Source organism: Mesorhizobium sp. BR-1-1-10 (genome assembly GCF_020165595.1).
Classification (GTDB): domain Bacteria; phylum Pseudomonadota; class Alphaproteobacteria; order Rhizobiales; family Rhizobiaceae; genus Mesorhizobium; species Mesorhizobium australicum.
The window spans coordinates 282,728-306,034 of record NZ_JAIUIL010000004.1 but is presented as its reverse complement, the minus strand read 5'-3'; the positions used below and the strand labels follow the sequence as shown (position 1 = coordinate 306,034).

General features: G+C 63.2%; 27 protein-coding genes. 4 read left to right on the top strand and 23 right to left on the bottom strand.

The annotated features are described in order from the left end of the window. Positions 1 to 123: 123 nt before the first annotated feature. The 4 genes from LB555_RS10335 to tesB all read right to left on the bottom strand — a co-directional run bounded on the left by LB555_RS10335 (position 124) and on the right by tesB (position 3,613). A complete protein-coding gene (locus LB555_RS10335) occupies positions 124 to 402 on the bottom strand; it encodes a hypothetical protein (RefSeq protein WP_015315051.1) in 279 nt (92 codons plus the stop codon). Positions 403 to 728: 326 nt separating this feature from the next. Continuing rightward, complete coding sequence (locus tag LB555_RS10330; protein WP_224682829.1) at positions 729 to 2,084, bottom strand: ammonium transporter; 1,356 nt, start codon at positions 2,082 to 2,084, stop codon at positions 729 to 731. A gap of 31 nt (positions 2,085 to 2,115) precedes the next feature. After that, entirely contained in the window at positions 2,116 to 2,454 is a 339-nt protein-coding gene (locus LB555_RS10325; protein WP_015315049.1) for a P-II family nitrogen regulator, read from the bottom strand. A 298-nt stretch (positions 2,455 to 2,752) separates the two neighbouring features. Then, entirely contained in the window at positions 2,753 to 3,613 is an 861-nt protein-coding gene (gene tesB / locus LB555_RS10320; protein WP_015315048.1) for an acyl-CoA thioesterase II, read from the bottom strand. A 98-nt stretch (positions 3,614 to 3,711) separates the two neighbouring features. Here tesB and LB555_RS10315 point away from each other — a divergent pair, with 98 nt between their 5' ends. Beyond that, positions 3,712 to 4,971, top strand: coding sequence for a ubiquinone biosynthesis hydroxylase (locus tag LB555_RS10315; RefSeq protein WP_224682828.1), 1,260 nt, complete (start codon positions 3,712 to 3,714; stop codon positions 4,969 to 4,971). A 118-nt stretch (positions 4,972 to 5,089) separates the two neighbouring features. Here LB555_RS10315 and LB555_RS10310 read toward each other — a convergent pair whose 3' ends face one another. The 3 genes from LB555_RS10310 to LB555_RS10300 all read right to left on the bottom strand — a co-directional run bounded on the left by LB555_RS10310 (position 5,090) and on the right by LB555_RS10300 (position 6,342). Next, entirely contained in the window at positions 5,090 to 5,620 is a 531-nt protein-coding gene (locus LB555_RS10310) for a hypothetical protein (protein ID WP_015315046.1), read from the bottom strand. Positions 5,621 to 5,761: 141 nt separating this feature from the next. Then, positions 5,762 to 6,118 carry a YciI family protein gene (locus tag LB555_RS10305; RefSeq protein ID WP_015315045.1) on the bottom strand — a complete coding sequence of 119 codons (357 nt, stop codon included), beginning with the start codon at positions 6,116 to 6,118 and terminating at the stop codon, positions 5,762 to 5,764. Continuing rightward, positions 6,115 to 6,342, bottom strand: coding sequence for a hypothetical protein (locus LB555_RS10300; RefSeq protein WP_015315044.1), 228 nt, complete (start codon positions 6,340 to 6,342; stop codon positions 6,115 to 6,117). The genes LB555_RS10305 and LB555_RS10300 overlap by 4 nt, the downstream gene beginning before the upstream one ends. A 212-nt stretch (positions 6,343 to 6,554) precedes the next feature. On the opposite strand from LB555_RS10300, the gene LB555_RS10295 reads away from it, so the two are divergent. After that, a complete protein-coding gene (locus LB555_RS10295) occupies positions 6,555 to 6,980 on the top strand; it encodes an OsmC family protein (RefSeq protein WP_015315043.1) in 426 nt (141 codons plus the stop codon). Positions 6,981 to 7,137: 157 nt separating this feature from the next. Here LB555_RS10295 and LB555_RS10290 read toward each other — a convergent pair whose 3' ends face one another. The 8 genes from LB555_RS10290 to LB555_RS10250 all read right to left on the bottom strand — a co-directional run bounded on the left by LB555_RS10290 (position 7,138) and on the right by LB555_RS10250 (position 14,560). Beyond that, on the bottom strand, positions 7,138 to 7,767 hold the full coding sequence (locus LB555_RS10290; RefSeq protein WP_140618358.1) for a YceH family protein: 630 nt from the start codon (positions 7,765 to 7,767) through the stop codon (positions 7,138 to 7,140). Between the two features lie 157 nt (positions 7,768 to 7,924). Next, on the bottom strand, positions 7,925 to 9,505 hold the full coding sequence (locus LB555_RS10285; RefSeq protein WP_224682827.1) for a sulfatase-like hydrolase/transferase: 1,581 nt from the start codon (positions 9,503 to 9,505) through the stop codon (positions 7,925 to 7,927). 505 nt (positions 9,506 to 10,010) lie between these two features. Then, on the bottom strand, positions 10,011 to 10,790 hold the full coding sequence (locus tag LB555_RS10275) for a succinate dehydrogenase iron-sulfur subunit (RefSeq protein ID WP_224682826.1): 780 nt from the start codon (positions 10,788 to 10,790) through the stop codon (positions 10,011 to 10,013). Then, positions 10,790 to 11,224, bottom strand: coding sequence for a DUF3052 domain-containing protein (locus tag LB555_RS10270; RefSeq protein ID WP_224529627.1), 435 nt, complete (start codon positions 11,222 to 11,224; stop codon positions 10,790 to 10,792). The genes LB555_RS10275 and LB555_RS10270 overlap by 1 nt, the downstream gene beginning before the upstream one ends. Positions 11,225 to 11,226: 2 nt before the next feature. Beyond that, positions 11,227 to 13,062, bottom strand: coding sequence for a succinate dehydrogenase flavoprotein subunit (gene sdhA / locus LB555_RS10265; protein WP_224682825.1), 1,836 nt, complete (start codon positions 13,060 to 13,062; stop codon positions 11,227 to 11,229). Between the two features lie 4 nt (positions 13,063 to 13,066). Continuing rightward, the gene (sdhD, locus tag LB555_RS10260; RefSeq protein ID WP_023771889.1) at positions 13,067 to 13,462 is read right to left on the bottom strand and encodes a succinate dehydrogenase, hydrophobic membrane anchor protein; all 396 of its coding nucleotides are present in this window, start codon (positions 13,460 to 13,462) and stop codon (positions 13,067 to 13,069) included. Next, on the bottom strand, positions 13,462 to 13,878 hold the full coding sequence (gene sdhC / locus LB555_RS10255) for a succinate dehydrogenase, cytochrome b556 subunit (RefSeq protein WP_015315036.1): 417 nt from the start codon (positions 13,876 to 13,878) through the stop codon (positions 13,462 to 13,464). Before sdhC ends, sdhD begins: the two co-directional genes overlap by 1 nt. 256 nt (positions 13,879 to 14,134) lie before the next feature. After that, complete coding sequence (locus LB555_RS10250) at positions 14,135 to 14,560, bottom strand: hypothetical protein (protein ID WP_181174477.1); 426 nt, start codon at positions 14,558 to 14,560, stop codon at positions 14,135 to 14,137. 240 nt (positions 14,561 to 14,800) lie between these two features. On the opposite strand from LB555_RS10250, the gene LB555_RS10245 reads away from it, so the two are divergent. Continuing rightward, positions 14,801 to 15,178, top strand: coding sequence for a hypothetical protein (locus LB555_RS10245; RefSeq protein ID WP_263489006.1), 378 nt, complete (start codon positions 14,801 to 14,803; stop codon positions 15,176 to 15,178). Positions 15,179 to 15,185: 7 nt separating this feature from the next. Here LB555_RS10245 and LB555_RS10240 read toward each other — a convergent pair whose 3' ends face one another. Both LB555_RS10240 and LB555_RS10235 read right to left on the bottom strand, forming a co-directional pair. Then, positions 15,186 to 16,379 (bottom strand): sensor domain-containing diguanylate cyclase, encoded by a 1,194-nt coding sequence (locus LB555_RS10240; RefSeq protein ID WP_224682824.1) that lies wholly within the window; start codon positions 16,377 to 16,379, stop codon positions 15,186 to 15,188. Between the two features lie 75 nt (positions 16,380 to 16,454). Beyond that, positions 16,455 to 17,651, bottom strand: coding sequence for a sensor domain-containing diguanylate cyclase (locus LB555_RS10235; protein WP_140618344.1), 1,197 nt, complete (start codon positions 17,649 to 17,651; stop codon positions 16,455 to 16,457). Positions 17,652 to 17,800: 149 nt separating this feature from the next. Here LB555_RS10235 and LB555_RS10230 point away from each other — a divergent pair, with 149 nt between their 5' ends. After that, a complete protein-coding gene (locus LB555_RS10230; RefSeq protein ID WP_015315031.1) occupies positions 17,801 to 18,118 on the top strand; it encodes a hypothetical protein in 318 nt (105 codons plus the stop codon). 39 nt (positions 18,119 to 18,157) lie between these two features. Here LB555_RS10230 and leuC read toward each other — a convergent pair whose 3' ends face one another. The 6 genes from leuC to LB555_RS10200 form a co-directional block, all read right to left on the bottom strand. Further along, complete coding sequence (leuC, locus tag LB555_RS10225) at positions 18,158 to 19,567, bottom strand: 3-isopropylmalate dehydratase large subunit (RefSeq protein WP_140618342.1); 1,410 nt, start codon at positions 19,565 to 19,567, stop codon at positions 18,158 to 18,160. Positions 19,568 to 19,822: 255 nt separating this feature from the next. Then, a complete protein-coding gene (locus LB555_RS10220; RefSeq protein ID WP_224682823.1) occupies positions 19,823 to 20,458 on the bottom strand; it encodes a class I SAM-dependent DNA methyltransferase in 636 nt (211 codons plus the stop codon). Positions 20,459 to 20,505: 47 nt separating this feature from the next. After that, the gene (locus tag LB555_RS10215; RefSeq protein WP_140712273.1) at positions 20,506 to 21,315 is read right to left on the bottom strand and encodes an amino acid ABC transporter permease; all 810 of its coding nucleotides are present in this window, start codon (positions 21,313 to 21,315) and stop codon (positions 20,506 to 20,508) included. 87 nt (positions 21,316 to 21,402) lie between these two features. Next, positions 21,403 to 22,200 carry a transporter substrate-binding domain-containing protein gene (locus tag LB555_RS10210; protein ID WP_140874572.1) on the bottom strand — a complete coding sequence of 266 codons (798 nt, stop codon included), beginning with the start codon at positions 22,198 to 22,200 and terminating at the stop codon, positions 21,403 to 21,405. A gap of 169 nt (positions 22,201 to 22,369) precedes the next feature. Further along, positions 22,370 to 22,870 carry a MarR family winged helix-turn-helix transcriptional regulator gene (locus LB555_RS10205; protein WP_224682822.1) on the bottom strand — a complete coding sequence of 167 codons (501 nt, stop codon included), beginning with the start codon at positions 22,868 to 22,870 and terminating at the stop codon, positions 22,370 to 22,372. Then, entirely contained in the window at positions 22,867 to 23,280 is a 414-nt protein-coding gene (locus LB555_RS10200) for an organic hydroperoxide resistance protein (RefSeq protein ID WP_224682821.1), read from the bottom strand. Before LB555_RS10200 ends, LB555_RS10205 begins: the two co-directional genes overlap by 4 nt. Positions 23,281 to 23,307 lie beyond the last annotated feature (27 nt).

Genomic DNA, 23,307 nt, shown 5'->3' with positions numbered 1-23,307 from the left:
GGGCGCATTAACTATAAGACCGTGGAGGCCGTCCTTTTGGCACCGACATCTACCAGTGACCGCACCCTAAGAAAAATGGCGGGCGCCCTGGCCCGCCATCCATTCGTTGGGCCGGGCAGCGTGCTACTTGCTGGCGCCGCCGAGCATCTTCACATTGGCGCAGAACTCGGCGTGCGGCTTGCTCATCGCCGCGTCCTGGCATTCCTTCATCATGGCGTCCTGCTTCTCCTTCGGCATGGCCATGAAAGCTGCCTTGAATTCCTCCATTGGCTTCATGGTCTTCATGCTGGAATCGGTGAAGAACGGCGCCATGTTGTCCGGCTCGTCCAGTGCGCCGGCAAATGCAAAGCCGCTGACCATGGAAAGTGCGAGTGCCCCGAGGCAGATATTCTTGAGGTTCATGAGAAAATTCCTTCCCTGTTTCAAAATCACGAGCGTCAGAACGACGATCGCCTCCTGAGTTCGGCGACAGAGCGGTCGATGTTTCCTCGAAAAGCTTCTTCACGCGAACGTGATTGCGTGGACTCGGACGAAGCGAGAACGAATTTGCAAAAAAAGAGGCCCGGAGCGATCCGGGCCTCAAGGCGTGACCTCCTTGCGGGAGCATCACGACGGGATGCTTTCAAAGCAATTCCAGCAGAAGGGATTCGCGGTTTTCCCTCCGGAATTGCGCGGCAAACATGGGGCCGGCGGGAGGAGGGTTCCGCCGGCCCGTTGGCAAGGATGCCTTACGGCACCACTTCGCCATGCTGGGAGATGTCGAGGCCTTCGACTTCTTCCTGGGTCGTCGGACGCAGGCCGACCAGCGCCTTGACGACGTAGAGGATGACGAAGGTGGCAACCGCCGTCCAGACAATGGTGACGGCGACACCGTAGATCTGCTTGCCGAGAGAAGCGCCCGACGAGAGGCTGTTGATCGCCGGGTCGGCAAGCACGCCGGTCAGCAGGGCGCCGACCACGCCGCCGACGCCATGCACGCCGAAGGCATCGAGCGAGTCGTCATAGCCGAACATGTGCTTCACCTTGACCGCCGAGAGGTAGCAGACGACGCCGGCGACGATCCCGACGATGAAGGCGCCGGTCGGGTTGACGAAACCGGAAGCCGGCGTCACCGCGACGAGGCCCGCGACGGCGCCCGAGATGATGCCGAGCACGGAAGGCTTCTTGGCGATGATCCATTCGGCGAACATCCAGGCCAGTGCCGCGGCGGCGGTGGCAACCTGGGTGTTGAGCATGGCGGCACCGGCAAGGCCGTCGGCCGCCAGTTCCGAACCGGCGTTGAAGCCGAACCAGCCGACCCACAGCAGCGATGCGCCGATGACCGAATAGACGAGGTTGTGCGGCGCCATGTTGGTGGTGCCATAGCCTTCGCGCTTGCCGAGAACCAGTGCACAGACGAGGCCCGCGACACCGGCATTGATGTGAACGACCGTGCCGCCGGCGAAGTCGAGCACGCCAGCCGTACCGAGGAAGCCGCCACCCCAGACCCAATGCGCGATCGGCACATAGACGATCAGCAGCCACAGTGCCATGAAGATCAGCAGTGCCGAGAACTTGAAGCGTTCGGCGAAGGCGCCGGCAATCAGCGCCGGCGTGATGATGGCGAAGGTCATCTGAAACATCGAGAAGACGAATTCAGGGATGTTGGCCACACCCGGCAGCCACAGGCTGGCGGTGGTGATGCCGTGGTGGAAGAATTTCGAGGTGCCTCCGAGATAGGCATTCATGCCGCCGCCGTCGGAAAAGGCCAGCGAATAGCCGAACATGAACCATAGCACCGTCACCAGGCAGGTGATGGCGAAGCTCTGCATGACGGTGGCGAGCACGTTCTTCTTGCGCACCATGCCGCCGTAGAACAGCGCCAGGCCCGGGATGGTCATCATCAGCACCAGCGCCGTGGAGGTCAGCATCCAGGCGGTGTTGCCGGTATCGAGCACCGGGGTGGGCGCGGCGGCAGGTGCCGCGGCAGCGGCAGCGGGTGCGGCTTCCTGCGCGAAGGCGGCGACGCTGCCCAGCGCTGCGAGAGCGAGCGTGCCCAGAAGGGCCGCCCGTCCCGTCGTCTTCAAGGGGGAAGGAATATTCATTGAACTCTCCATTGGAATACGTGTTCGCCGCTCAGAGCGCGTCGCTGTCTGTTTCGCCGGTGCGGATGCGCACCGCCTGGTCGATGCCGAAAACGAAGATCTTGCCGTCGCCGATCTGGCCGGTCTTGGCAGCGGCTGTGATGGCTTCGACGGCCTTGTCGACCATGTCGGCCGCGACCGCGACCTCGATCTTGATCTTCGGCAGGAAAGAGACCGCGTATTCCGCCCCCCGATAGATTTCCGTATGCCCCTTCTGACGCCCGTAGCCTTTGACTTCGGTGACGGTCAGGCCCTGGATGCCGACGGCGGTAAGCGCTTCGCGTACCTCGTCCAGCTTGAACGGCTTGATGATTGCCATCACGATTTTCATAGGTTCACCCTTTGCTGTTGCGGTGCCCCGCGTTTGCACGACTTCACCGATCCCAAAGAGCCGGAGAGTGCCCCCAAGGATTCAAGCTCCGTGCCAAGTGCCGAAGCAGGGCGTTAACCTATTGGAAACAAAGGGAATGGAGCGCCCGCCGCCAATTGCTGTATGCATGTGCGGCACGCCGCATGCTCAAAATTTAAGCAATTTTGTGAAATTGCCTAATTTGCCGGCTTTGAGCATGATCAGGAAAAATGGAATCGGCTTTCGCAAAGAATCTTGCTCAAACAAGACTCGCGAATGCTCAACGCTTGAGCCGGATCAACCCTTCCTGTGCCATCGAGGCGATCAGCGTGCCGTCACGGGCATAGAGCGTGCCGCGGCTGAAACCGCGCGATCCCGAACTCGAGGGGCTGTCCTGCGCATAAAGCAGCCAGCCGTCGAGCGAATGCGGCCGATGGAACCACATCGAATGGTCGAGGCTGGCGGCCTGGATGTCGGGATCGAACAGGCCGCGCCCATGGGCGAAGGTCGAGGTGTCGAGCAGCGTCATATCGGAGAGGTAGGCGAGCAGCACCGACTGCAGCGCGCGGTCGTCGGGAACCGGCCCGGCAAGGCGGATCCAGACGTTCTGCCGGGGCGGCAGCTTGTCGCGGCTTTCATAGTGCTGGAGGTTGACCGGCCGCAACTCCAGCGGCCGCTCGCGCGCCCAGAAACGGCGAACCGCCTCCGGTACCCGGTCGGCCGTTTCGAGCAGCTGGCGCTGCGTCTTCAGCCCTTCCGGCGGCGGCACGTCGTCAGGTAGCGCGAACTGGTGCTCGAGCCCCTTCTCGTCGACCTGGAACGAGGCTTCCAGCGAAAAGATCGCCTGTCCGTGCTGGATTGCCAGCACCCTCCGCGTGGTGAAGGAACCGCCGTCGCGGATGCGATCGACCTCGTAGATGATCGGCACCTTGATGTCGCCCGGGCGCATGAAATAGCCATGCAGCGAATGCACGAAACGGTCGGGCTCCACCGTTCGCTGCGCCGCCACCAGCGCCTGCGCGATGGTCTGGCCGCCGAACACGCGCTGCCACTCCACCTGGGGGCTGCGACCACGATACAGATTGTGTTCCAGCTTCTCGAGGTCGAGAATGCGCAGAAGCTCGTCGATCGCCGCCGTCATGTTTTGTGACCTCGCCGCAAAATTGCTATGGCGGTTTCCGACAGGAAGAACGAGCCGTCAAGGGCGCAAGCCCCGTAGCCGCGCAAGGAGCCAAGACAATGGAACGCAAGGCGGACGCCAAGGCCAGATCCGGGATCGATGTTCTCGTCGCGGGTGCCGGCTATGTCGGCCTGGCCGCCGCGGTCTCGCTGAAACAGGCTCGCCCGGGCCTCGCCGTGGCGCTGGTCGACGCGGCGCCCGCCGGTTCCTGGCAAAGGGATGGCCGCGCTTCCGCCATCGCCGCGGCGGCCTGCCGCATGCTCGACCAGCTCGGCGTCTGGGCCGAGATCGCGCCGAAGGCGCAGGCGATCACTGAGATGATCATCACCGATTCACGCAGCGCCGATCCGGTGCGCCCGGTCTTCCTGACCTTCGGCGGCGAGGTGGCGCCGGGTGAACCTTTCGCGCATATGGTCGCCAACAGGGCGTTGAACGGCGCCTTGCGGGCCAAAGCCGAACAGCTCGGCATCGACATCATCGAAGGCGTGGCGGTGCAAGGTTTTGAGACCAATGGAGCCGGCATGTCAGTGCATCTGGCGGACGGCGCCACGTTGGCGGCGCGGCTGCTGGTCGCCGCCGACGGCGTCAATTCGAAGCTGCGTGACATGGCTGGCATCAAGACGGTGAAGTGGGACTATGGCCAATCGGGCATCGTCTGCACCGTGGCGCATGAACGCCCGCACAATGGCCGCGCCGAAGAGCATTTCCTGCCCGCCGGCCCGTTCGCCACGCTGCCGCTGATACCCGACGAGGACGGCACCAACCGCTCTTCGATCGTCTGGGTCGAACGGGCGGAAGATGCGAAAACGCTCGTCGAAAGCGACGATCTCGTCTTCGAACACGAACTTGAACAACGTTTTGGGCTGAAACTTGGAGAAATCCGCGTCGCCGACAAGCCGCGCGCCTGGCCGCTTGGTCTCACCATCGCGCGCGCCTTCGTGGCACCGCGCATCGCGCTTGCCGGCGATGCCGCCCACGGCATCCATCCGATCGCCGGCCAGGGGCTCAATCTCGGCTTCAAGGATGTGGCCGCCCTTGCCGAGGTGATCGTCGAGGCCGACCGGCTCGGCCAGGACATCGGCGCGCTCGACGTGCTGGAACGCTATCAGCAATGGCGCCGTTTCGACACGGTGCAGATGGGCATCACGACCGATGTGCTGAACCGGCTGTTTTCCAACGACATCACCCCGCTGCGCACCGTCCGCGACATCGGCCTCGGTCTCGTCGAGCGTATGCCGCGGCTGAAGGAGTTCTTCATCCGCCAGGCATCGGGACTATCCGCGGGCACGCCGCGCCTGCTGAAGGGCGAGGCGATTTGATCGTCTCGCTGACTTGACGTCGCGGCCTGTGGGCTGCGCCGCGTCGCTTCGCTCCTTGCTCCGCCATGGGGATGAGAATGCAGCGGGAGTTTCGCGCCAATCGCCGAGGCTGGCGATCTCAGTTCACTTCAAAACCAAGCTTCTGGCGCAGCCGCAGCATGCGCTGGTCGGGTATCTTCAGGCTCTGCTCTCCGCCCTGAGCCACCCGGTTCAGCATTTGCAGCAGATCGTCCCGTTCGTTCGGGTCGAGGCGTTCGCGCAGGAAGGGCGCCAGCTTGTCGATGACGATGGTAGTGTCGTCTATCTGGGTCGCGGCCCACTTGGCATAGACAACCGCCTCGTCGGTCTTCTTCGGCCCGGCTGCGATCTGCGAAATCACCTCGCGAATGACGGCCTCGCGCCGCGGCAGAACAGGGCCATCTTCCGAAACGATCGCGGTGATCAGCGTCGCTGCCGCCACCACCGGATCATCGATCGCAGTCAGCGGCGAAAGCGCGGCCTGCTTGCGCAGCTTCTTGCGCCGGATGTTGCCTTGAACGCGCCCGACGACTTCGGCGACCTCGCGCGCGGCGTCGTTCATCGCCTTCATCCGGTACCACCACAATGCCGCCGCTCCGAGCACGCCAAGGACAGCAATCAGGAAAGGCATGTCCAAATCCCCCAAAGTCTTGGGCGACGATAGGAGAACTCGTGGCTTGCTTCAACACGCAAGAATTGAGTCCCGGCAAGGCAGGACCTTCGCTCAACCGAACGCCCAGGTTTATAAGGGAGCGCAACGCATGACAGGGAATTATGACCCCGGCACGTTGTAGATCGCGCGCACTTCGATCGTACCGATTTCGGCCAGCGGAATCTCGCCGGCGATGTCCAGCGCCTCGTCGAGATCCTTCGCTTCGATCATGACGAAACCGAGCAACTGCTCCTTCGTTTCCGCGAACGGGCCGTCGGTGATCAGCTGCTTGCCCTTGCGCCGCCGTACGGTCTTCGACGTCTTCACCGATTGCAGTGCCTGCGCGATGATCAGCTTGCCTTGTTGATCCAATGACCTGTCATAGGCCAGCGAGTCGGCATCGAGCTTGGCGGCACCCTCGGCGGTCATGGCATGGAGCTCTTTTTCCTCACCATAGACCAGGCAGACATATTTCATTTCGAGCTCCCTTCTTTTGAAAAACCATAGGCTGCGGCGACAGCCATGTCAGCCTTGCCCGCGGCCGTTGCCGCATGGTCGAGAAGGCATGCCGCGACCGTGATGATGGCAAGCGCCGCCAGCAGCCTGCCGAGGCCGGACGCCGGCGGGTCCAGCCAGAAGTCCTCCTGTCGCCCAGGCCCGCGGCCTGGCCTCTTCCACAGCGCGAAAAACAGATTGTCCATGTCAACCTCCATCGGGCCACAAATCCCGTGGCCTCCCGCAGGACGGCCGGCCCGGATGGAAGCCGACATTTTTGCGTGGGTATTTTTTCGGCGGAAAGGGCCGTCATCGTGCCGTGGTCCAAACAGCGCAGTGGTCTTCGCCGACGTCCGCGCTATAGTTGGCCGGACGCTGGCTCACCCAGGACAAGTTCACGACAACCCAGGAGGACTTCATGGACCGCACCGCAAACGCCGTCTGGAAAGGCAATTTGAAAGACGGCAAGGGCACGCTCGACACGCAGAGCGGGACCCTGAAGGGTACGCCCTATTCGTTCAAGGCGCGCTTCGAGGACGAAAGCGGCAAATCCGGCACCAATCCGGAAGAACTGATCGCGGCCGCCCATGCCGGCTGCTACGCCATGCAGCTGTCGCATTTCCTCGCCGAAAACGGCACGCCGGCGCAAGAACTCGACGCCAAGGCCGTGGTCACGCTGGTTCCCGGCACCGGCATCACCGGCAGCGCCATCACCCTGGTCGGCAAGGTGCCCGGCATCGATGCGGCGAAGTTCAAGGAATTGGCCGAGAAGGCCAAGGCCGAATGCCCGGTCTCTCAAGCGCTCGGCGCGATCAAGGTTTCGCTCGACGCCAGGCTTGGCTGAAGGGCTTGGCCTGAAGTGACAAACGCCGGCTCCAGGGCCGGCGTTTCTGCATCGGAGATTGGCGAAAGCGGTCGCAGCATCCAATGTTCCCCTCGTGGGGAGATGCCCGGCAGAACAGAGGGGGGCGCCGTCCCGCCGACGTCTCGGATTGGTGGCCTCAACCCCCCAGCGCATCAAGCCGGGCGCGAAGGGCCGCGACTTCCTGCTCCAGCGCCTCCAACCTCGCTTCCAGATGGGAGGCAGGCGCGGCCGGCGCACTGCGCTGAGCCGAGAGAGCGGCAACATCCACTGGACCGGCGAGCAGATGCACGTAGCGGTCCTCGCGCTGGCCCGGCCCGCGTGGGATTTCCTGGACCAATGGCGGCCGGCGGCCGATCAGCATGTCGAGTTCGCCGCGCAGGTCTTCGATCGATGAAAACCGCGCCATGCGCTCAGCTCGCGCCAGGAGTTCGTGTGCCGTCTGCGGTCCGCGCAGCAAGAGCAGACCGAGCAACGCGGTCTGCGGCGTGGTCAGCGAGAAACGCTGCGCCATCTGATGCTCGTAGCGCTCGACGCGCGAACCGAACATCTGCCGGACCAGTCCTTTCTGCTCCAGCAGCTTCAACGCCCTGTGCACCTCCGTCTGTTCCAGCGTCATGACAGGCTCGCGCGCCGTCTTCTGGTTGGCCGCGGCAAGTGCCGCGTTGAGCGTCAGCGGATAGACGTCCGGCGTCAGCTCCTTCTTCTCGATCAAGCAGCCGAGCACGCGGGCTTCGGCGGGAGAGAGGATGGGAAGGTCTTCGCTCATTGGATTGGTTATTTTCTACCGATTCTTGGACAGCATGATTTTGACAGACATCCGAGAAGCGCGACAGAGCAGAACTCTTGTCTCGGCGATCGCCTTGATCGGGTTGAGGCCTCGGCCAGGTAGGCGCTATCTAGCGGCGAACAAACGCAGGCGCGCATTAACGCGACTCAGCCTCGGACGCCACGGCGGTCCGTGTCGGTTTCAACTGCCAGAATGACCTGACGAGCACATCCTCGGCATAGATAGCGTCATCGAACTGGTCCTGTCCAAGTGCCCGGCTCAGCGTCGGTCGATCCCCAAGCAGCGAAACGCCAAGGGCAGCCTGGTCATTCGAGAGCGGCACCCCCAGCGCGTCAAGAATGGTGGGAAATATGTCAATCGTGCCCGCAAGCCCGGTATAGGTTTTGGAAGGAATGCCATCGCCCGACAGCGAGAAGAAGTTGCGGCGTTCATAATTGTTCAAGCGATCCGTTACCGTGCTCGGCGCGCTGAGGTGGTCGCTTTGCAAGGCCAGGACAGTGTTCCTCATCAGACCCGCGGCTTCGGCTTTGTGAATGAAGTCCGCGATGAGCATGTTCGTGCATTTCACGGCATGGAGAATGTTGGGGGTCTGCGGAGGAAGTCCCGTCTTGCCGATGCATTTGTCGGTCAGGTAGCCGTCCATCGCATGCCCGCCGCTGACGGCGATCGTGAGCGAGAACGGTTTGCCGTCCCGCTGCACTCGGCGCAAGACGCCGAAGCTCATATCCAGAACTTCGGCGTCGTCGGCGCCAAAAGCGTTGCCGCGCCCCGCGATGGCGGCCACCACTTCGGATCCCCCAAAAAGCGATGGGTAGCCATGGGTGGAATAGAATGTGCCCTGACCGGTGAAGTTGAGCGGCCAACCGGTAATAAAGTTCTGCTGATAGCCCCGCGCCTTCAGAACGTCGCCCAGGCAGGTCAGTCCTGGCAGGAATTGCGAATTCTCCTCCAGGTACTGGCGCGTCGTGAAGAACGATATCAGCAGCGGCGTTCCACAGTTCGCAGCGACCATCCCTGAGATGGAGTTGTTGGTATAGGCAAGTTGCACCATGTTGGTCGCCGAAACGCCACGCCTGTCGAATTCGAGCAGCGGACCCATGACGTCGCCGAACTCCGCCTCGTTCATGTAGGTGCGCTCGGCGCTCTCAATGAAAATATGAATGAGGTTCTTTGGCGCGGCGGTCGCCGACGCTGTTTCAGCCGGCTTTGTCAAAGAAGTGACATCGACGAACTGCTTGGACAGGAAATCATGCAGCGGGTTGGGATGGATCGCTGCCGCGATCGGACGTGTCAGCATCGGGTTTGCCGCCAGGAAGAATGCCATCAAGGCAACGTCCAATCCTCTTGTCAGCGTGCCGCGCGCCTTCAGTGCGCCAAGACCGAAAAGACCGGCGGCAATGATCAGGATCGTGCTTCCAGTATTCATCAAATACTCAAGAACGACACTGGGGGTGAGAACTCCAGCGTCGACATGCATGAACATCGCGGCCCAATCGAAATAACCGAAAACATTTTCGAGGTAGACATAGACAAGGAAGAAAAAGCACGGAACGAGCGATAAATAGGCTCTGAACCACCCGCTTCCTGGCTGATCCGTCCTTGCCCCCTGGAGGCGATCCAGCAAGACAAGCGCGATCAAAGCCACTAGGCCGACGACCAGGATCAGCCTCTTCTCCTGAAAATAGACCAGCGAGGTGAGCCAGGTGAGCGATCCCACCGTCGCGGCGCTAACCAACGGTCCTATTGGCCAGTAACGAACCGCAGGAAATCCACTCATACTCTGTACTCGAGCGACGACTTCCGAAGTATCTATCGAGAACCGCTTAACGCTATACTAAGATAATGCCGCGTCATAGTGTATAGATGACAGTTTGCTAATAAGGCGCCTCTAATGTAAGTCACCCCAATAATCGCCTCGGCTTTGGGCGAGCAGCGTGCATGATAGCAATGATGGGCGCGTCACATATCCAGGCCATGCCGTGGCGCCTGGTAGCCGCTTCGACGACGCTGAGGGGATCCTTGATCTCAGCGCATTGTTGGTGAGGATGGCCGCCGCGTATTTCAGGCGAGTACCGATTCTCGATCAGCCGGCCGGCTTGTGCAAAGTCGACAGCGCCATCACCGGCTCACGCGCCGGCTTCTGGTTGGCGGCGGCATGCGCATCGTTGAACATCAGAGGGCGCGCGAAGGATCATAACCGATGAGGCGATCCTCCGCCGAACCTAAACGCGCCGCTCCACCATCATCTTCTTGATCTCGGCGATGGCCTTCGCGGGATTGAGCCCCTTCGGGCAGGTCTGCGCGCAGTTCATGATGGTGTGGCAGCGATAGAGCCGGAACGGGTCTTCGAGATTGTCGAGCCGTTCCCCCTTGGCCTCGTCGCGGCTGTCGATCAGCCAGCGATAGGCCTGCAGCAGCGTCGCCGGGCCGAGATAGCGGTCGCCGTTCCACCAGTAGCTCGGGCACGAGGTCGAGCAACAGGCGCACAATATGCACTCGTAAAGCCCGTCGAGCTTTTCGCGGTCCTCGTGGCTCTGCAGCCATTCCTTGGCCGGCGTTGGCGATACCGTCTTCAGCCATGGCTCGATGGAGGCGTGCTGGGCGTAGAAATTGGTAAGATCGGGCACCAGATCCTTGATCACGGGCATATGCGGCAGCGGATAGATCTTGATCGCGCCCGATATGCCGTCGCAGCCCTTGGTGCAGGCGAGCGTGTTCGAGCCGTCGATGTTCATGGCGCAGGAACCGCAAATGCCTTCGCGGCAGGAGCGGCGCAAGGTCAGCGTCGGGTCGATCTTGTTCTTGATCCACAGCAGCGCGTCGAGCACCATCGGCCCGCAATCGTCCATATCGACGAAGTAGGTGTCCATGCGCGGGTTCTCGTCGTCGTCCGGCGACCAGCGATAGATGCGGTATTCCCTGAGATTGGTGGCACCCTCCGGCTTCGGCCAGGTCTTGCCCTGCTGGACCTTCGAGTTCTTTGGGAGCGTGAGTTCGACCATTACCTCAGGTCCTTTCGGATGACGAGCTTCAGCCCGGACCAGATTTCGTTCACGGCGGCAACCTTGACGTCGACAAGGTCGAGCTTGAGCGCTTCAGCACGGACAACGCCCTCGGTGACGTCGGTGGCCACTTTCGAGGCCTTCTTTGGCCAGGAGACCCAGACCATGCCGTCGCGCCTGATCGCCGCCTCGAGTGCGCCGAGGCGATCCTCGATCTCGGCGCGCTGTCTGGTGAAGGCGTGGACGGCGTCGTATTTCAACACCACGCCCGAAATGTCGGACCATTCGGCCAGCCGGTCGACCTCGGCGAAATCGACGGCCTCGGCGAGGTCCGCGAGTTCCGGCGGCAGCGCGATGAAGGCGGCAATCATCCCATCCTTCAGGCCGAGCTTGGCCGGCAGGGGCGTACCGGAATATCCCGCCGCCGTCGCCATCCTCAGTACACCCTGGCCTTCGGCGCTATCTTGGCCAGACTGATGCCGCCGTCCTTTTCGGCCAAAAGCGGCTCGGTATGCACCGGCCGATAGGTCAGCGTCACCGCGCCGTCCTCGCTGAGATGGGCGAGCGTATGCTTGCGCCAGTTGGCGTCGTCGCGGGCGGAAAAATCTTCCCGGGCATGCGCGCCACGGCTCTCCTTGCGCGCCTCGGCGCCGTAGACGGTGGTGATGGCGTTGGCCATCAGGTTTTCCAGTTCCAGAGTCTCGACCAGGTCCGAGTTCCAGATCATCGAGCGGTCGAAGACTTTGACATCCTTGAGCTCGGTCCAGATTTCCGAAATACGCTTGCAGCCGTTTTCGAGCGATTCCTGCGTGCGGAACACCGCGGCGTCTTCCTGCATCGCCTTTTGCATCTTTTCACGAAGGACAGCCGTCGGCGTCGAGCCGTTGGCGTGGCGGAGCCGGTCGAAGCGATCCATGATCTTGTCGACCGAAGCCTGGTTGGGCGACGGGATCGCCGCCTTGCGGTCGATGACCTGGCCGGCGCGGATCGCCGCGGCGCGGCCGAACACCACCAGGTCGATCAGCGAGTTCGAGCCAAGCCGGTTGGCACCGTGCACGGAAGCGCAACCGGCCTCGCCGACCGCCATCAGGCCGGGCGAGACCCGGTCGGGGTTGTCCGCGGTTGGATTGAGCACCTCGCCCCAATAATTGGTCGGCACGCCGCCCATATTGTAGTGCACCGTCGGCAGCACCGGGATCGGCTCCTTGGTCAGGTCGACGCCGGCGAAGATTTTCGCCGACTCCGAAATGCCTGGAAGCCTTTCGTGCAAGACCGCCGGATCGAGATGATCGAGGTGCAGGAAGATGTGGTCCTTGGCCTTGCCGACGCCGCGGCCTTCGCGAATTTCCAGCGTCATGCAGCGCGAGACGACATCGCGCGAGGCGAGGTCCTTGGCCGACGGTGCGTAGCGCTCCATGAAGCGTTCGCCCTCGGAGTTGACGAGATAGCCGCCCTCGCCGCGCGCGCCCTCGGTAATCAGGCAGCCGGCGCCATAGATTCCGGTCGGGTGAAACTGCACGAACTCCATGTCCTGCAACGGGAACCCCGCCCGCGCCGCCATGCCGCCACCGTCGCCGGTGCAGGTGTGTGCCGAGGTCGCCGAAAAATAGGCGCGCCCATAGCCGCCGGTCGCCAGCACCACCATCTTGGCCAAGAAGCGGTGGATGGTGCCGTCGTCCAGATTCCACGCCACGACGCCGGTGCAGGTGCCGTCCGGTTCCATGATCAGATCGAGCGCGAAATACTCGATGAAGAACTGCGCGTTGTTCTTCAGCGACTGGCCGTAGAGCGTGTGCAGGATGGCATGGCCGGTGCGGTCGGCGGCCGCACAGGTGCGCTGCACCGGCGGCCCGTCGCCATAGTTCATCATGTGGCCGCCGAACGGCCGCTGGTAGATCTTGCCCTCTTCGGTGCGCGAGAACGGCACGCCGTAATGTTCGAGTTCGTAAACGGCGGCCGGGGCTTCGCGCACCAGATATTCCATGGCGTCGACGTCGCCCAGCCAGTCCGAGCCCTTGACGGTGTCGTACATGTGCCACTGCCAGGAATCCGGGCCCATGTTGGACAGCGACGCGGCGATGCCGCCTTGCGCGGCAACCGTGTGCGAGCGGGTGGGGAACACCTTGGTGATGCAGGCGGTGCGCAGGCCCTGTTCAGCCATGCCAAGCGTGGCGCGCAGCCCGGCGCCGCCGGCGCCGACGACGACCACGTCGAACTTGTGATCGACAAAGGTGTAGCCTGCCGCGTTGGCTGATTTCGTGTCCTGGGCCAAGACTTCAGCCTCCGAATGCCAGTTTCAGCAGGGCGAACAGCGAAGCGACGCCGACTGCTATGGTGAAGAATGTGTTGAGGGCGATCAGCGCCAGCTTCATGCCTTCGCCATGCACATAGTCCTCGATGATCACCTGCATGCCGATACGCATATGATAGAGCGGCGAGATGAGCACCAGGGCCATCACCAGTGCCACGAACGGGTTGGCGAGCGCTGCCCGCACCTGTGCATAGCCGGCGCCGTTGAGCGCGATCAGGAACCCGGTGAAAAACAGGATCAGCGGGATGTTGGCGATCGCCGTCAATCGCTGGCGCCAGAAATGCCCGGTGCCTTCGCGGGCAGAGCCCAGGCCGCGCACCCTGGCCAGCGGGGTACGCATGTCGGTGTTCTTCGCACTCATCACAAGGCTCCCCGCGCCATGGTGCCGGCGACCCAGATCAGCAGCGTGAGCAGAACCGAGCCGGCAAGCGTCGCCCAGGCGATCTTCGAGGCCGTGTGTTTTTCCAGCCCGGCGCCGGTGTCCCAGATCAGATGGCGGACACCGCCCAGCATGTGATGCATCAGCGCCCAGCTATAGCCGAACAGGATCAGCCGCCCGAGCCAGGTGCCGAAGGCCCAGTTCACCCAATCGAAAGCCGGCTGCGAGGATGCCGCCGCCATCAGCCAGACGGCAACCAGCAGCGTGCCGAAGTAAAGCGCGCCCCCGGTGATGCGATGGATGATCGACATCGTCATGGTGATCGGCGGCCGGTACACGCTCAGGTGCGGCGAAAGCGGCCTTTCGCGTCTGGCTTGGGTGGCTGGTGATTTGCTCATGGCTGCCCCAGTTCGGCGTCTGCCGCCTCAGGTGGAAATGCGGCATTGCCGCTTCCGGTTGCGACTTCGGACAGCCGGTTTCTAATGCTCTTTTTGCACCGCGTCAAAGCCAGAAAACCGTTTCGAAAACGTAATTTAGTCTGACTAAAAGCCCGGATGCGGCTTCAATCGATTAGCGGGCGAACGGCCGAAGCCGGCTTGATATCGCTGCAGTGCAGCATGTCTCGCCAGGGGCGCGGCCGTGTCGAGATTTGGCTCACCGGGTGCAGGTCTGCGGCGTCGATCCCTTCTTCATCACCAGCGCCTCGCGTCCGTCGATCACGATTGCGTCATGCGTGACCGCCTGGTAGCGGCTGCTCTGGTTTGCCGGTGACGCCGCGAACTCCTCGGTGGCGCCTTCCTGGCCGACCACGCGCAGCGACGTGCCGAGATTCTGAATGGTGATCATGCCGCCATTGCCGCATCTGTAGGTGGCCGTGCCCGTGGTGAAGCGTGGGGCGGTGAGGTCGGTGGTGATCTTGGTCGCCAGTCGCGCGGACTGTTGCTGGACGGGAGCAGCAGGCGCCACCACGGGTGTCACTGTGTTGGCGGCCTTGGGCGCGCCGTCCTCCGGCACACAGGCGCCGGCCGCGAGAAGCAGCGGAATAGCGAACGACATCCGAAGCGTTCGGTCAAACATCATGTGCTGCCCCCTCATGGCTGGGCACGCTAGCCACGCGGCGCGCCAAGATCAAGTTCACCCCGGATTCGAGCGGCCATGTCGTCCCGTTGGGACATCGGCGGCGACCGCGAAATTAACCATCTTCATTAAGAAACGGCCGTCGGGCCGCTCCTCCCCTTAACAAAGGTTAAGAAAGGGTTAATTTCCGATTCGGACCAGATCGGGGCGCGATCTCTCTCGCGCCGACAAAGGGAGAGCGACATGCGTTCTAAATCAGTGCGGGCTAAATCAGTGCGGACAGGCCTCGCGGCCCTCACGCTGGCAGCGCTTGCCGTCACGGAGGCCGCGCCGGCCGAGGCCGGCTTGCGCCATCATGACCGCGTCTACGCCGATTCGTTCGGCAATCTCGTCATCGACAGCGCAGCCGGCTACAAGCGCATCATCGTCGGCGAAGGCAAGCTGGCCAGGCAATTGTCCGACTACACCAGCGCCGGCCAGCCCAAGGTGATCTACCAGAACGAATCCGACGACATATCGGGTGAAGGCGACTGCTATCGCCCGCCGGTGTTCGTCAAGGGCCGCTCCTATATGTACGGCCTGTCCGACGGCGAAATGCCTGAGCTCAGCCCCTGCCGTTGATGCGGGCCTAGCCGATTTTGAACACGGCCAGCCCATCGGCCGGCCCGGTGGAGACACGCACGCAGTCGCGCCCGGCATTCTTTGCCAGGTAGAGCGCTTCATCCGCGCGCCGCATCAGGTCGGAAAACCCCTCGCTCACGTGGAGCTCGGCAATGCCGAAGCTCGACGTGCAGCGGTTGTCGGCCGGCAACCCGCTGATGGGCAATGCGCCGAACGCGTGGCGGGTGCCTTCCGCGAACAGCCGGGCGGCTGCAAGGTTGGCGCCTGTCAGGATAACGGCGAACTCCTCGCCGCCGATGCGGCCAACCACGTGATGGTCCTCGGCCGCTTCTCGCAGCAGACCGGCAAAGGCCTCGATCACCCGGTCGCCGGACGCATGGCCGAAGCTGTCGTTGACGGACTTGAAATGATCGAGATCGGCAATGACCATCGCCACCGGCACGCCCAGGCGCGTGGCGTCGTGTACGGCCAGCTCCGCATGACGCGTGAAGCCGCCACGGTTGAGCAGGCCCGACAGCGTGTCCACCTCCGACTTCGACGTCACTTCGGCAAGCACATCGCGAACGAGAATGCCCAGCGTCAGCAGCGCCAGTGCCAGGGCAAAGACAGTGCCCAGCGACTGCGACACCAGCGCGTAGCTGCTTTGCAGATAGGCCTGCGGATTGGCGCCCCAGCCGCCGAGCGCATGCGCGATGAACGGCTTTGAGGCAAACTGCAGGCCGCTGGCCGCCAGCACCGCCATCAGGATCAGATCGAGGCGACCGCGGCTTTGCCTAGACGCCCAGACGATGCCAAGGCCAACGAACTGCATGGCGGCGTAGGGAAGCTGGTAGGCCATGATGCGGGTGAGCGACTGGCGCGGCAGATCCTGCACGAAATAGACCGCGATGGTGGTTGCGGCCAGGAAGAACAGCATCGGCGTCCATGGCGGCGCCACGCCATATTTGCGGGCAAGTCCGCCGTTGAAGGCAATGGTGGCGCCGAGGAAAACGGCAAAGGCCGTAACCACAGGAAGCCGCGCATCGTTGAAGGCCGGAATGCTGAATTCGATCGCTGAATAGACCACGCCCAGGACATAAGCTGACGCCATCCAGCGTGCCGGCGCGCGGCCGGCATCATGGAACGAGACAGCCATGAAGGATGCCGCCAGCAGGGCGGCAACCGCCAGATTGATCAACAGGATGAAGTTGGCGCCGCTCATCTATCCTCAAACCCCCGCCGATAGCTAAACATCGACGGGCGAAAAAGACGTTAACGCGAAGCGCGAACGCGGCGGTCAGCTGGCCCTGAGCGGCTCCGGCACGAACACCGTCTCCGGTCGCTCGTAGGAGAGGCGCACGCTGTCGCGACCATTTTTCTTGGCCTTGTAAAGCGCCTCGTCGGCCCGTCGCATCAACGGTTCCAGCGTCTCGTCGCCGCTGCGGGCCGCCACGCCGAAGCTGGCGGTAACCTTGGTGCCGGCGGGAAGCCCGTCGACGCCGCCGGCCGAATAGAGTGTGCGCACCGCCTCGGCGAAGAGCCGCGCCGCGGCGAGATCGGTCAGCGGCAAAAGCACGGCGAATTCCTCGCCGCCGATGCGCCCCGCGGCACCTCGCGCTCCCGTGGCCGAGCGCAGCTTCCCGGCGAAATCCGCGATCACGCGGTCGCCGGCGGCATGCCCGTGCATATCGTTGAGCGCCTTGAAATGGTCGAGGTCCGCCAGCACCAGCGCCACCGGGAATTTGGCCACGGCGCAACGCTGCAGCAGCATGGCGGCCCGCTCCTCGAAACCCCGGCGGTTGAGCAGCCCCGAAAGCGGGTCGGTGTGGGTTTCCGTCTTCAGCGCCTTCATCACGTCGAGCGCGGCGGCGGTGAAGAGGCAAAGCGCGATCAGCAGCGACAGCAGCGCGTGCGACAGCAGCGCCGTCGTCCAGTAGGACGAGCCGTAGAAGCCGTCATAACCGGCGAAGGGCCCGTGCGCGATGACGACCGCCAGGGTGCGCACGAAGAAATTGACGCTGGACAGCAGCGACAGCACGAACAGGATCTTTTCTGTCGGGCCGTTGTTGCGCACCGGGCGCAGTTCGGCGGCGACGAGCAGGCTGACGCCGCCGAAACCGAAATTCATCGCCAGGATGCGCCAGGTGAGATCCGGGGTGACGAACAGGAACCACGCGAATGCCGCAAGGCCGCCGCCCGCCAGCACGGCGATCCCCACGCCGGGCACCTTCCGGCCGTAGCGGGCGATAATGGCGCCGGACAGGCAGCAGGCAGCGATGGTGAAGCAGATGTTCGACACCAGCTTGGTCAGCGTCACACCGATGGGCAAGGTGAAATATTGGAACAGGAAGCCGGGCGCCGAGACGCAGTAGCTGAGCGCCAGCACCGCCAGATAGGGGCGATGGCGCTGATGGAACCACAGCATGAGGAAGGCCGCGCCGAGCGCCAGCGCGATCGTCGGATTGAGCAACGCTATGAACAGGCCGGTGTCCAAAGGACTGTGACTTCCCCTCTGCTGACGTCGCGGAAGACCTTAGAGGGCAAGCCCAAACAAGCCGTTAAGCCTGGGCTGTCGGCGCCGTATGTTTGCGGGAACCCGGTGCTGTCGGAAGCGTTCCTGAATCCACAATCCAGGAGCAGGCCATGGCCGACACGATCACATTGACCGACCACGATGCAATCCGTTCATGGGCTGCCGGGCGTGCCGGCTTTCCCGCCATCGTCGACATATCGCCAGAGGCTGGGACGCAGCCCATGCTTAGGCTGGTCTTCGGCCAGCACGCCTATCAGGACCAGGACCAGCCGGAACGGCCCGTCAACGCCGGCGGCTATGAGCTTGTCGAATGGGACGAGTGGTTCAAGCTCTTCGACGAAGAGCAGCTGGCGCTCGTGGTCGCGGCGGACGAACCTGGGCGCCGCGAGGAATTCCATGAACTCATCCGGCGCGACAGGAAGGCTTGACCCAAGCCCTGCAAAGGCTCGGGTCAACTCCAGCCTGGCTTATTTCCAGTCCCGAATGTCGACGAAGTGGCCGGCAATCGCCGCGGCGGCCGCCATGGCCGGCGACACAAGGTGGGTGCGGCCCTTGAAGCCCTGGCGGCCTTCGAAATTGCGGTTCGAGGTCGAGGCGCAGCGCTCATGCGGCTTCAGCCGGTCGTCGTTCATGGCCAGGCACATCGAACAGCCCGGCTCGCGCCAGTCGAACCCGGCGGCGCGGAAGATCTTGTCCAGCCCCTCGGCTTCGGCCTGCTCCTTGACCAGGCCGGAGCCCGGCACGATCATGGCATCGACATGCGGGCTGACTGTCTTGCCCTCGACCACCTTGGCGACGGCGCGCAGATCCTCGATGCGGCCGTTGGTGCAGGAGCCGATGAAGACGCGGTCGAGGGTGATGTCGGTGATCTTCGTCCCCGGCGTCAGGCCCATATAGTCGAGCGCGCGCAGCTTGGAGGTGCGCTTGTTCTCGTCGGTGATGTCTTCCGGGTTCGGCACGATGCCCTGCACGGAGACGACATCCTCGGGCGAGGAGCCCCAGGAGACGATCGGCGGCAGCTTGGCCGCGTCGAGCACGATCACCTTGTCGAAATGCGCGCCTTCGTCGGTCTGCAGCGTCTTCCAGTATTCGAGCGCCGCGTCCCAGGCAGCGCCCTTCGGCGCGCGCGGCTTGTCCTTGACATAGGCGAAGGTGGTCTCGTCGGCCGCGATCAGGCCGGCGCGCGCGCCGCCCTCGATCGACATGTTGCAGATCGTCATGCGGCCTTCCATCGACAGCGCACGGATCGCCTCGCCGGCATATTCGATGACATAGCCGGTGCCGCCGGCGGTGCCGATCTCGCCGATGATTGCAAGGATGATGTCCTTGGCGGTGACCCCTTCCGGCAGCTGGCCGTCGACGCGCACCAGCATGTTCTTGGCCTTGCGCTGGATCAGCGTTTGCGTCGCCAGCACATGCTCGACCTCGGACGTGCCGATGCCATGCGCCAGCGCGCCGAAGGCACCGTGCGTCGAAGTGTGGCTGTCGCCGCAGACGATGGTCATGCCGGGCAGCGTAAAGCCCTGCTCGGGGCCGATGATGTGGACGATGCCCTGGCGGATATCGTTCTCCGAATAATATTCGACGCCGAAATCCCTGGCGTTCCTGGCCAGCGCTTCGACCTGGATGCGGCTTTCCTCGTTCTTGATGCCGAACTTGCGCTCGGGCGAGGTCGAGACGTTGTGGTCGACCACGGCCAGCGTTTTTTCCGGGTGACGGACTTTCCGGCCGCTCATGCGCAGGCCTTCGAAGGCCTGCGGGCTGGTCACCTCATGGACGAGGTGGCGGTCGATGTAGAGCAGGCAGGTGCCGTCGTCCTGGCGGTCGACGACGTGGTCGTCGAAAATCTTGTCGTAGAGGGTGCGCGGTGCGCTCATGTGCGTAAATCCGTCGATATGAGAATGGGAAAGAGCTGATGCCGCAAGCCCGCGGCCGGCCGTCAGGGATTAGCGAAGTCGGCTGGTCAGGGCGCCGGACACGCGCGCGGAAAAGCGCGACGGCAGGCGTTTTCTGTCCTGCAGCACGAACCCCTTGTAGGCCGGATCGCTGAAAAGCTTTTCCATGGCGGGCTAGATAGCAATGTTTTGGCTTTTCGGCAATTGCGGCGTGTCGCCAGCACTTCTTCCCTCGGCTTACATCACCTCGAACACGAAAGTCTTCACCATCGCGTCGGGCTCGGCGATGGCGTAACAGCGAAACCACGGGCTTGCCTCGACCGCCCGCCATTTCGCTGCCTGTTCCAACTCATCGAACACAGCCTGAAAACCGCCACTCTCAAACACCTGGTCGCGCACCGTGAAGATGGCGTGGCCGCCCTTTTTCGTGATGCGCACCAGTTCATGCAGGCCGGCGGCCGGCGCGTGGCTGATGGTGAACACGCCGGTGGAGAAGAAGGCGCGGAAATAGCCGTCCGGCCATGGCAGCGGCCCGCCCAGCATTGCCTGCTTCAGCTCGCTGTAGGCATTGCGGCTGCCGGCGATCTTGAGCATGTCGTCCGACAGGTCGAGTCCGGCAATGTCGCTGTAGCCGAGCGCCTTCAGCGACGGTCCCGACAGGCCCGTGCCGCAGCCGGCGTCGAGCAACGGCCCTTCTCCCACAGGCACGTGGCGGGTAACCCAGGCGGTGATCAGGAACGGCAGGAGATACCCGAGCGAGGCGGTTTCGCCATCATAGGTCGCGGCCCATGCGGCATAGGCCCGCGCCAGCGTTTCGGGGGTTTCGGCCGTGTAGACCGAATCCAGCGCCGCATTGGCCTTGTCGATGTTCACTGGCAGCTCCTTAAGCAGCCGAGCGTAACGCTGTCCCGGCCGAAAAACTATTCCTCGTGCTGGCGGCGCAAACGCCGCTCCAGCGCCCTGAGCGCCAGCGACAGGCCGACGGTGAGGATGAGATAGATATAGGCTGTTATAGAATAGGTCTCGAAGAAGCGGAACGAGCCGGCGGCATACACTTTGCCCATCTGCGTGATGTCGGCGACGCCGAGCACCGAGACCAGCGAGGAATCCTTGACCAGGGCGACGAAATCATTGCCGAGCGGCGGCAGGATGGTGCGGATCGCCTGCGGAAACACGACCAGCCGGAAGCGCTGCGCACGGCTCAGCCCCAAAGCCTTCGCTGCCTCGATCTGACCTTTCTCGACCGACTGGATGCCGGCGCGAAAAACCTCGGAGATGAAGGCCGAATAGCCGATGGTGAGCGCCATGATGGCACGCCACAGCAACGACACGTCACGCACCAGCAATTCGCCGAGGACGCCGGCATTCTGCAATGGCGCGGTCAGCCCGTTCCAGGCCGCGACGAAGGCCGGCGCGCCGGCAAAGGCTATCCAGAACAGCAGCACCAGGATCGGCACGCCACGAATGATCTCGACATAGAAGCGCGCGATCTGCCGCAGCCAGGCCGAACCCGACAGTCCCATCAAAGCGATGCCGAGGCCGATCACCGACGCCAGGACGAAGGCGATGACAGTGACGAAGACGGTGATGCCGATGCCCTTGGCGACAGTGGCGAAGACCTGCGCATAGAGATCGCTGGCGGCGATGGCGAGGGCAGCCGCCAGCGCAAGGACACCGGCAACGGCGAGCCACCAGGGGAAGTCGGGTTTGGAAATGGTGGGGGCTGCCATTAGCAGAGGTCGGCGACGCAGGAACTGCGAGGGGGACGCGCCAACGCAAATCCCTGCCCATCAGACCACGCCCTCAACAAGATTGGCTCACTGCCCCATCTTGTAATCAAGGAACCACTTCTTGTTCAGCGCATCGAAGGTGCCATCCGCCTTCAGCGCTGCGATCGCCGCGTTGACCGGCTTCACGAGGTCGGAGCCCTTGGGGAAGATGAAGCCGAAATCCTCGGTGCCGAGCGGGCCGCCGATCAGCTTCAGCTTGCCCTCCGAAGCATCGACATAACCCTTGCCGGCGGTGCCGTCGGTCAGCACGACATCGACGTCGCCGGACTTCAGTGCCTGCACGGTGGCGCCAAACGTCTCGAACAGTTTGATGCGCGGGTTTTGCTCATTGCCGTCGAGCACACTGTAGACGGCGGTGTAGAAGGGCGTGGTGCCGGCCTGTGCGCCAATTAGTCCGTCCTTGAAGGCGCCGAAGGTCTTGGCGTCGGTGAAGCGGCTTTCATCGCCGCGCACCAGCATGAACTGTTCCGAGCGCATATAGGGATCGGAGAAGTCGACCTTCTGCTTGCGGTCGTCCTTGATGGTGATGCCGGTCATGCCGATGTTGTACTGGTTGTCGGAGACCGCCTGGATCATCGCATCCCAAGAGGTGTTCTGGTACTCGACCTTGAAATTGAGCCGCTTGGCGATCTCGTTCATCGCGTCATATTCCCAGCCGATCTGTTTGCCGGTCTTGGCGTCGATGAACTGGAGCGGCGGATAGGCGTTTTCGGTCACCACCACGACCTTCTTGCCGCCGAGATCGGGCAACGCCTGCGCGAAGGCGGCAACGGGCGCCAGGACCAGAGCCAACAGGCCCGCCAGCAGCAATTTCGATTTGGTCATGACACACTCCCCGAAATGATTGGCCGCGCGATGCTTGCGCGGCAGAGAAATCCGGCGCCGACTTTAGCTTCCCGCAAGCGCCTTGCAAGACGGGTCCACCGCGACTTTGCGTGTTCACGTGGATTCCAGTGCTTCCGGAAGGCGGTTTTGAGGACAGTCCTTGCCGCGATCAATCTTGCTCGGTCACGGCTTCGCGCAATCCCGCGACAAGGCGGGTGAGCGTGCCGTGAAGGGTTTTGAGCTCAGTCCGCTCCAGCGGCATGCCGCAATCGAGCGCCGCCTGCACATCCTTCATCTTCGCGCGCAGCGCCTGGCCCTTGGCCGTCGGCTCGACCAGCACCCGGCGCTCGTCGTCGGCATCGCGCCGGCGGGTGACGAGGCCGCCCGCTTCCATTCGCTTGAGCAGCGGGGTCAGCGTCGCTGAATCCAGGCCGAGCGCTGCGCCAAGGTCGCCCACCGTGCTCGGCGCGCGTTCCCACAGCGCCAGCATCACCAGATATTGCGGATAGGTCAGGCCGAGCGGATCGAGCAACGGCCGGTAGAGCTTGGTCATCAATCCGCTCGCCGAATAGAGCGCGAAACAGAGCTGTTGATCGAGCCGTGGCACCGGGTGCGCCCCGGCGGCCTCCGCCGGGGCTTCTCTGGCTTTCGTTTCGACCTTTGTCGTCATGCCGCCTTTACCGAAAGCGCCACCTCGACATTGCCCCTGATGGCATTCGAATAAGGGCAAATCTGATGCGCCGCCGATACAAGCGCTTCCGCCGCCGCCTGATCAAGGCCTTTCGTCTCCGCTGCCAACGCGACGCCGAGCCTGAAGCCTTCGCCATTGGGAAGCAGGCTGACGGTGGCCGCTACCGCTGCGTCCTCGAGCGGCAGCTTCTGCTTGCGCGCCACGAAGCGGATCGCGCTTTCGAAGCAGGCGGCATAGCCGACGGCGAAAAGCTGTTCGGGATTGGTCGCGCCCCCCGGTCCGCCGAGCTCCTTGGGCATCGCCAGATCGACCTTGAGCAGGCCGTCGCTGGTTTCGCCATGGCCTGCGCGACCGCCCGTCACATGGGCCTGTGTGGTGTAGAGTGCCATCTTCCATTCTCCAATTAGATTGTGCAC

What these genes read in the sequence shown, in the direction of transcription:
- LB555_RS10205 (WP_224682822.1), bottom strand. Translation starts at nt 22,870, where the DNA reads ATGACGACAAAGGTCGAAACGAAAGCCAGAGAAGCCCCGGCGGAGGCC.
- LB555_RS10210 (WP_140874572.1), bottom strand. Translation starts at nt 22,200, where the DNA reads ATGACCAAATCGAAATTGCTGCTGGCGGGCCTGTTGGCTCTGGTCCTG.
- LB555_RS10295 (WP_015315043.1), top strand. Translation starts at nt 6,555, where the DNA reads ATGGACCGCACCGCAAACGCCGTCTGGAAAGGCAATTTGAAAGACGGC.
- LB555_RS10245 (WP_263489006.1), top strand. Translation starts at nt 14,801, where the DNA reads ATGCGTTCTAAATCAGTGCGGGCTAAATCAGTGCGGACAGGCCTCGCG.
- LB555_RS10335 (WP_015315051.1), bottom strand. Translation starts at nt 402, where the DNA reads ATGAACCTCAAGAATATCTGCCTCGGGGCACTCGCACTTTCCATGGTC.
- LB555_RS10315 (WP_224682828.1), top strand. Translation starts at nt 3,712, where the DNA reads ATGGAACGCAAGGCGGACGCCAAGGCCAGATCCGGGATCGATGTTCTC.
- LB555_RS10310 (WP_015315046.1), bottom strand. Translation starts at nt 5,620, where the DNA reads ATGCCTTTCCTGATTGCTGTCCTTGGCGTGCTCGGAGCGGCGGCATTG.
- LB555_RS10230 (WP_015315031.1), top strand. Translation starts at nt 17,801, where the DNA reads ATGGCCGACACGATCACATTGACCGACCACGATGCAATCCGTTCATGG.
- LB555_RS10200 (WP_224682821.1), bottom strand. Translation starts at nt 23,280, where the DNA reads ATGGCACTCTACACCACACAGGCCCATGTGACGGGCGGTCGCGCAGGC.
- sdhC (WP_015315036.1), bottom strand. Translation starts at nt 13,878, where the DNA reads ATGAGCAAATCACCAGCCACCCAAGCCAGACGCGAAAGGCCGCTTTCG.
- sdhD (WP_023771889.1), bottom strand. Translation starts at nt 13,462, where the DNA reads ATGAGTGCGAAGAACACCGACATGCGTACCCCGCTGGCCAGGGTGCGC.
- LB555_RS10270 (WP_224529627.1), bottom strand. Translation starts at nt 11,224, where the DNA reads ATGGCGACGGCGGCGGGATATTCCGGTACGCCCCTGCCGGCCAAGCTC.
- LB555_RS10240 (WP_224682824.1), bottom strand. Translation starts at nt 16,379, where the DNA reads ATGAGCGGCGCCAACTTCATCCTGTTGATCAATCTGGCGGTTGCCGCC.
- LB555_RS10325 (WP_015315049.1), bottom strand. Translation starts at nt 2,454, where the DNA reads ATGAAAATCGTGATGGCAATCATCAAGCCGTTCAAGCTGGACGAGGTA.
- LB555_RS10330 (WP_224682829.1), bottom strand. Translation starts at nt 2,084, where the DNA reads ATGAATATTCCTTCCCCCTTGAAGACGACGGGACGGGCGGCCCTTCTG.
- LB555_RS10300 (WP_015315044.1), bottom strand. Translation starts at nt 6,342, where the DNA reads ATGGACAATCTGTTTTTCGCGCTGTGGAAGAGGCCAGGCCGCGGGCCT.
- LB555_RS10275 (WP_224682826.1), bottom strand. Translation starts at nt 10,790, where the DNA reads ATGGTCGAACTCACGCTCCCAAAGAACTCGAAGGTCCAGCAGGGCAAG.
- LB555_RS10305 (WP_015315045.1), bottom strand. Translation starts at nt 6,118, where the DNA reads ATGAAATATGTCTGCCTGGTCTATGGTGAGGAAAAAGAGCTCCATGCC.
- LB555_RS10250 (WP_181174477.1), bottom strand. Translation starts at nt 14,560, where the DNA reads ATGATGTTTGACCGAACGCTTCGGATGTCGTTCGCTATTCCGCTGCTT.
- leuC (WP_140618342.1), bottom strand. Translation starts at nt 19,567, where the DNA reads ATGAGCGCACCGCGCACCCTCTACGACAAGATTTTCGACGACCACGTC.
- LB555_RS10215 (WP_140712273.1), bottom strand. Translation starts at nt 21,315, where the DNA reads ATGGCAGCCCCCACCATTTCCAAACCCGACTTCCCCTGGTGGCTCGCC.
- tesB (WP_015315048.1), bottom strand. Translation starts at nt 3,613, where the DNA reads ATGACGGCGGCGATCGACGAGCTTCTGCGCATTCTCGACCTCGAGAAG.
- LB555_RS10290 (WP_140618358.1), bottom strand. Translation starts at nt 7,767, where the DNA reads ATGAGCGAAGACCTTCCCATCCTCTCTCCCGCCGAAGCCCGCGTGCTC.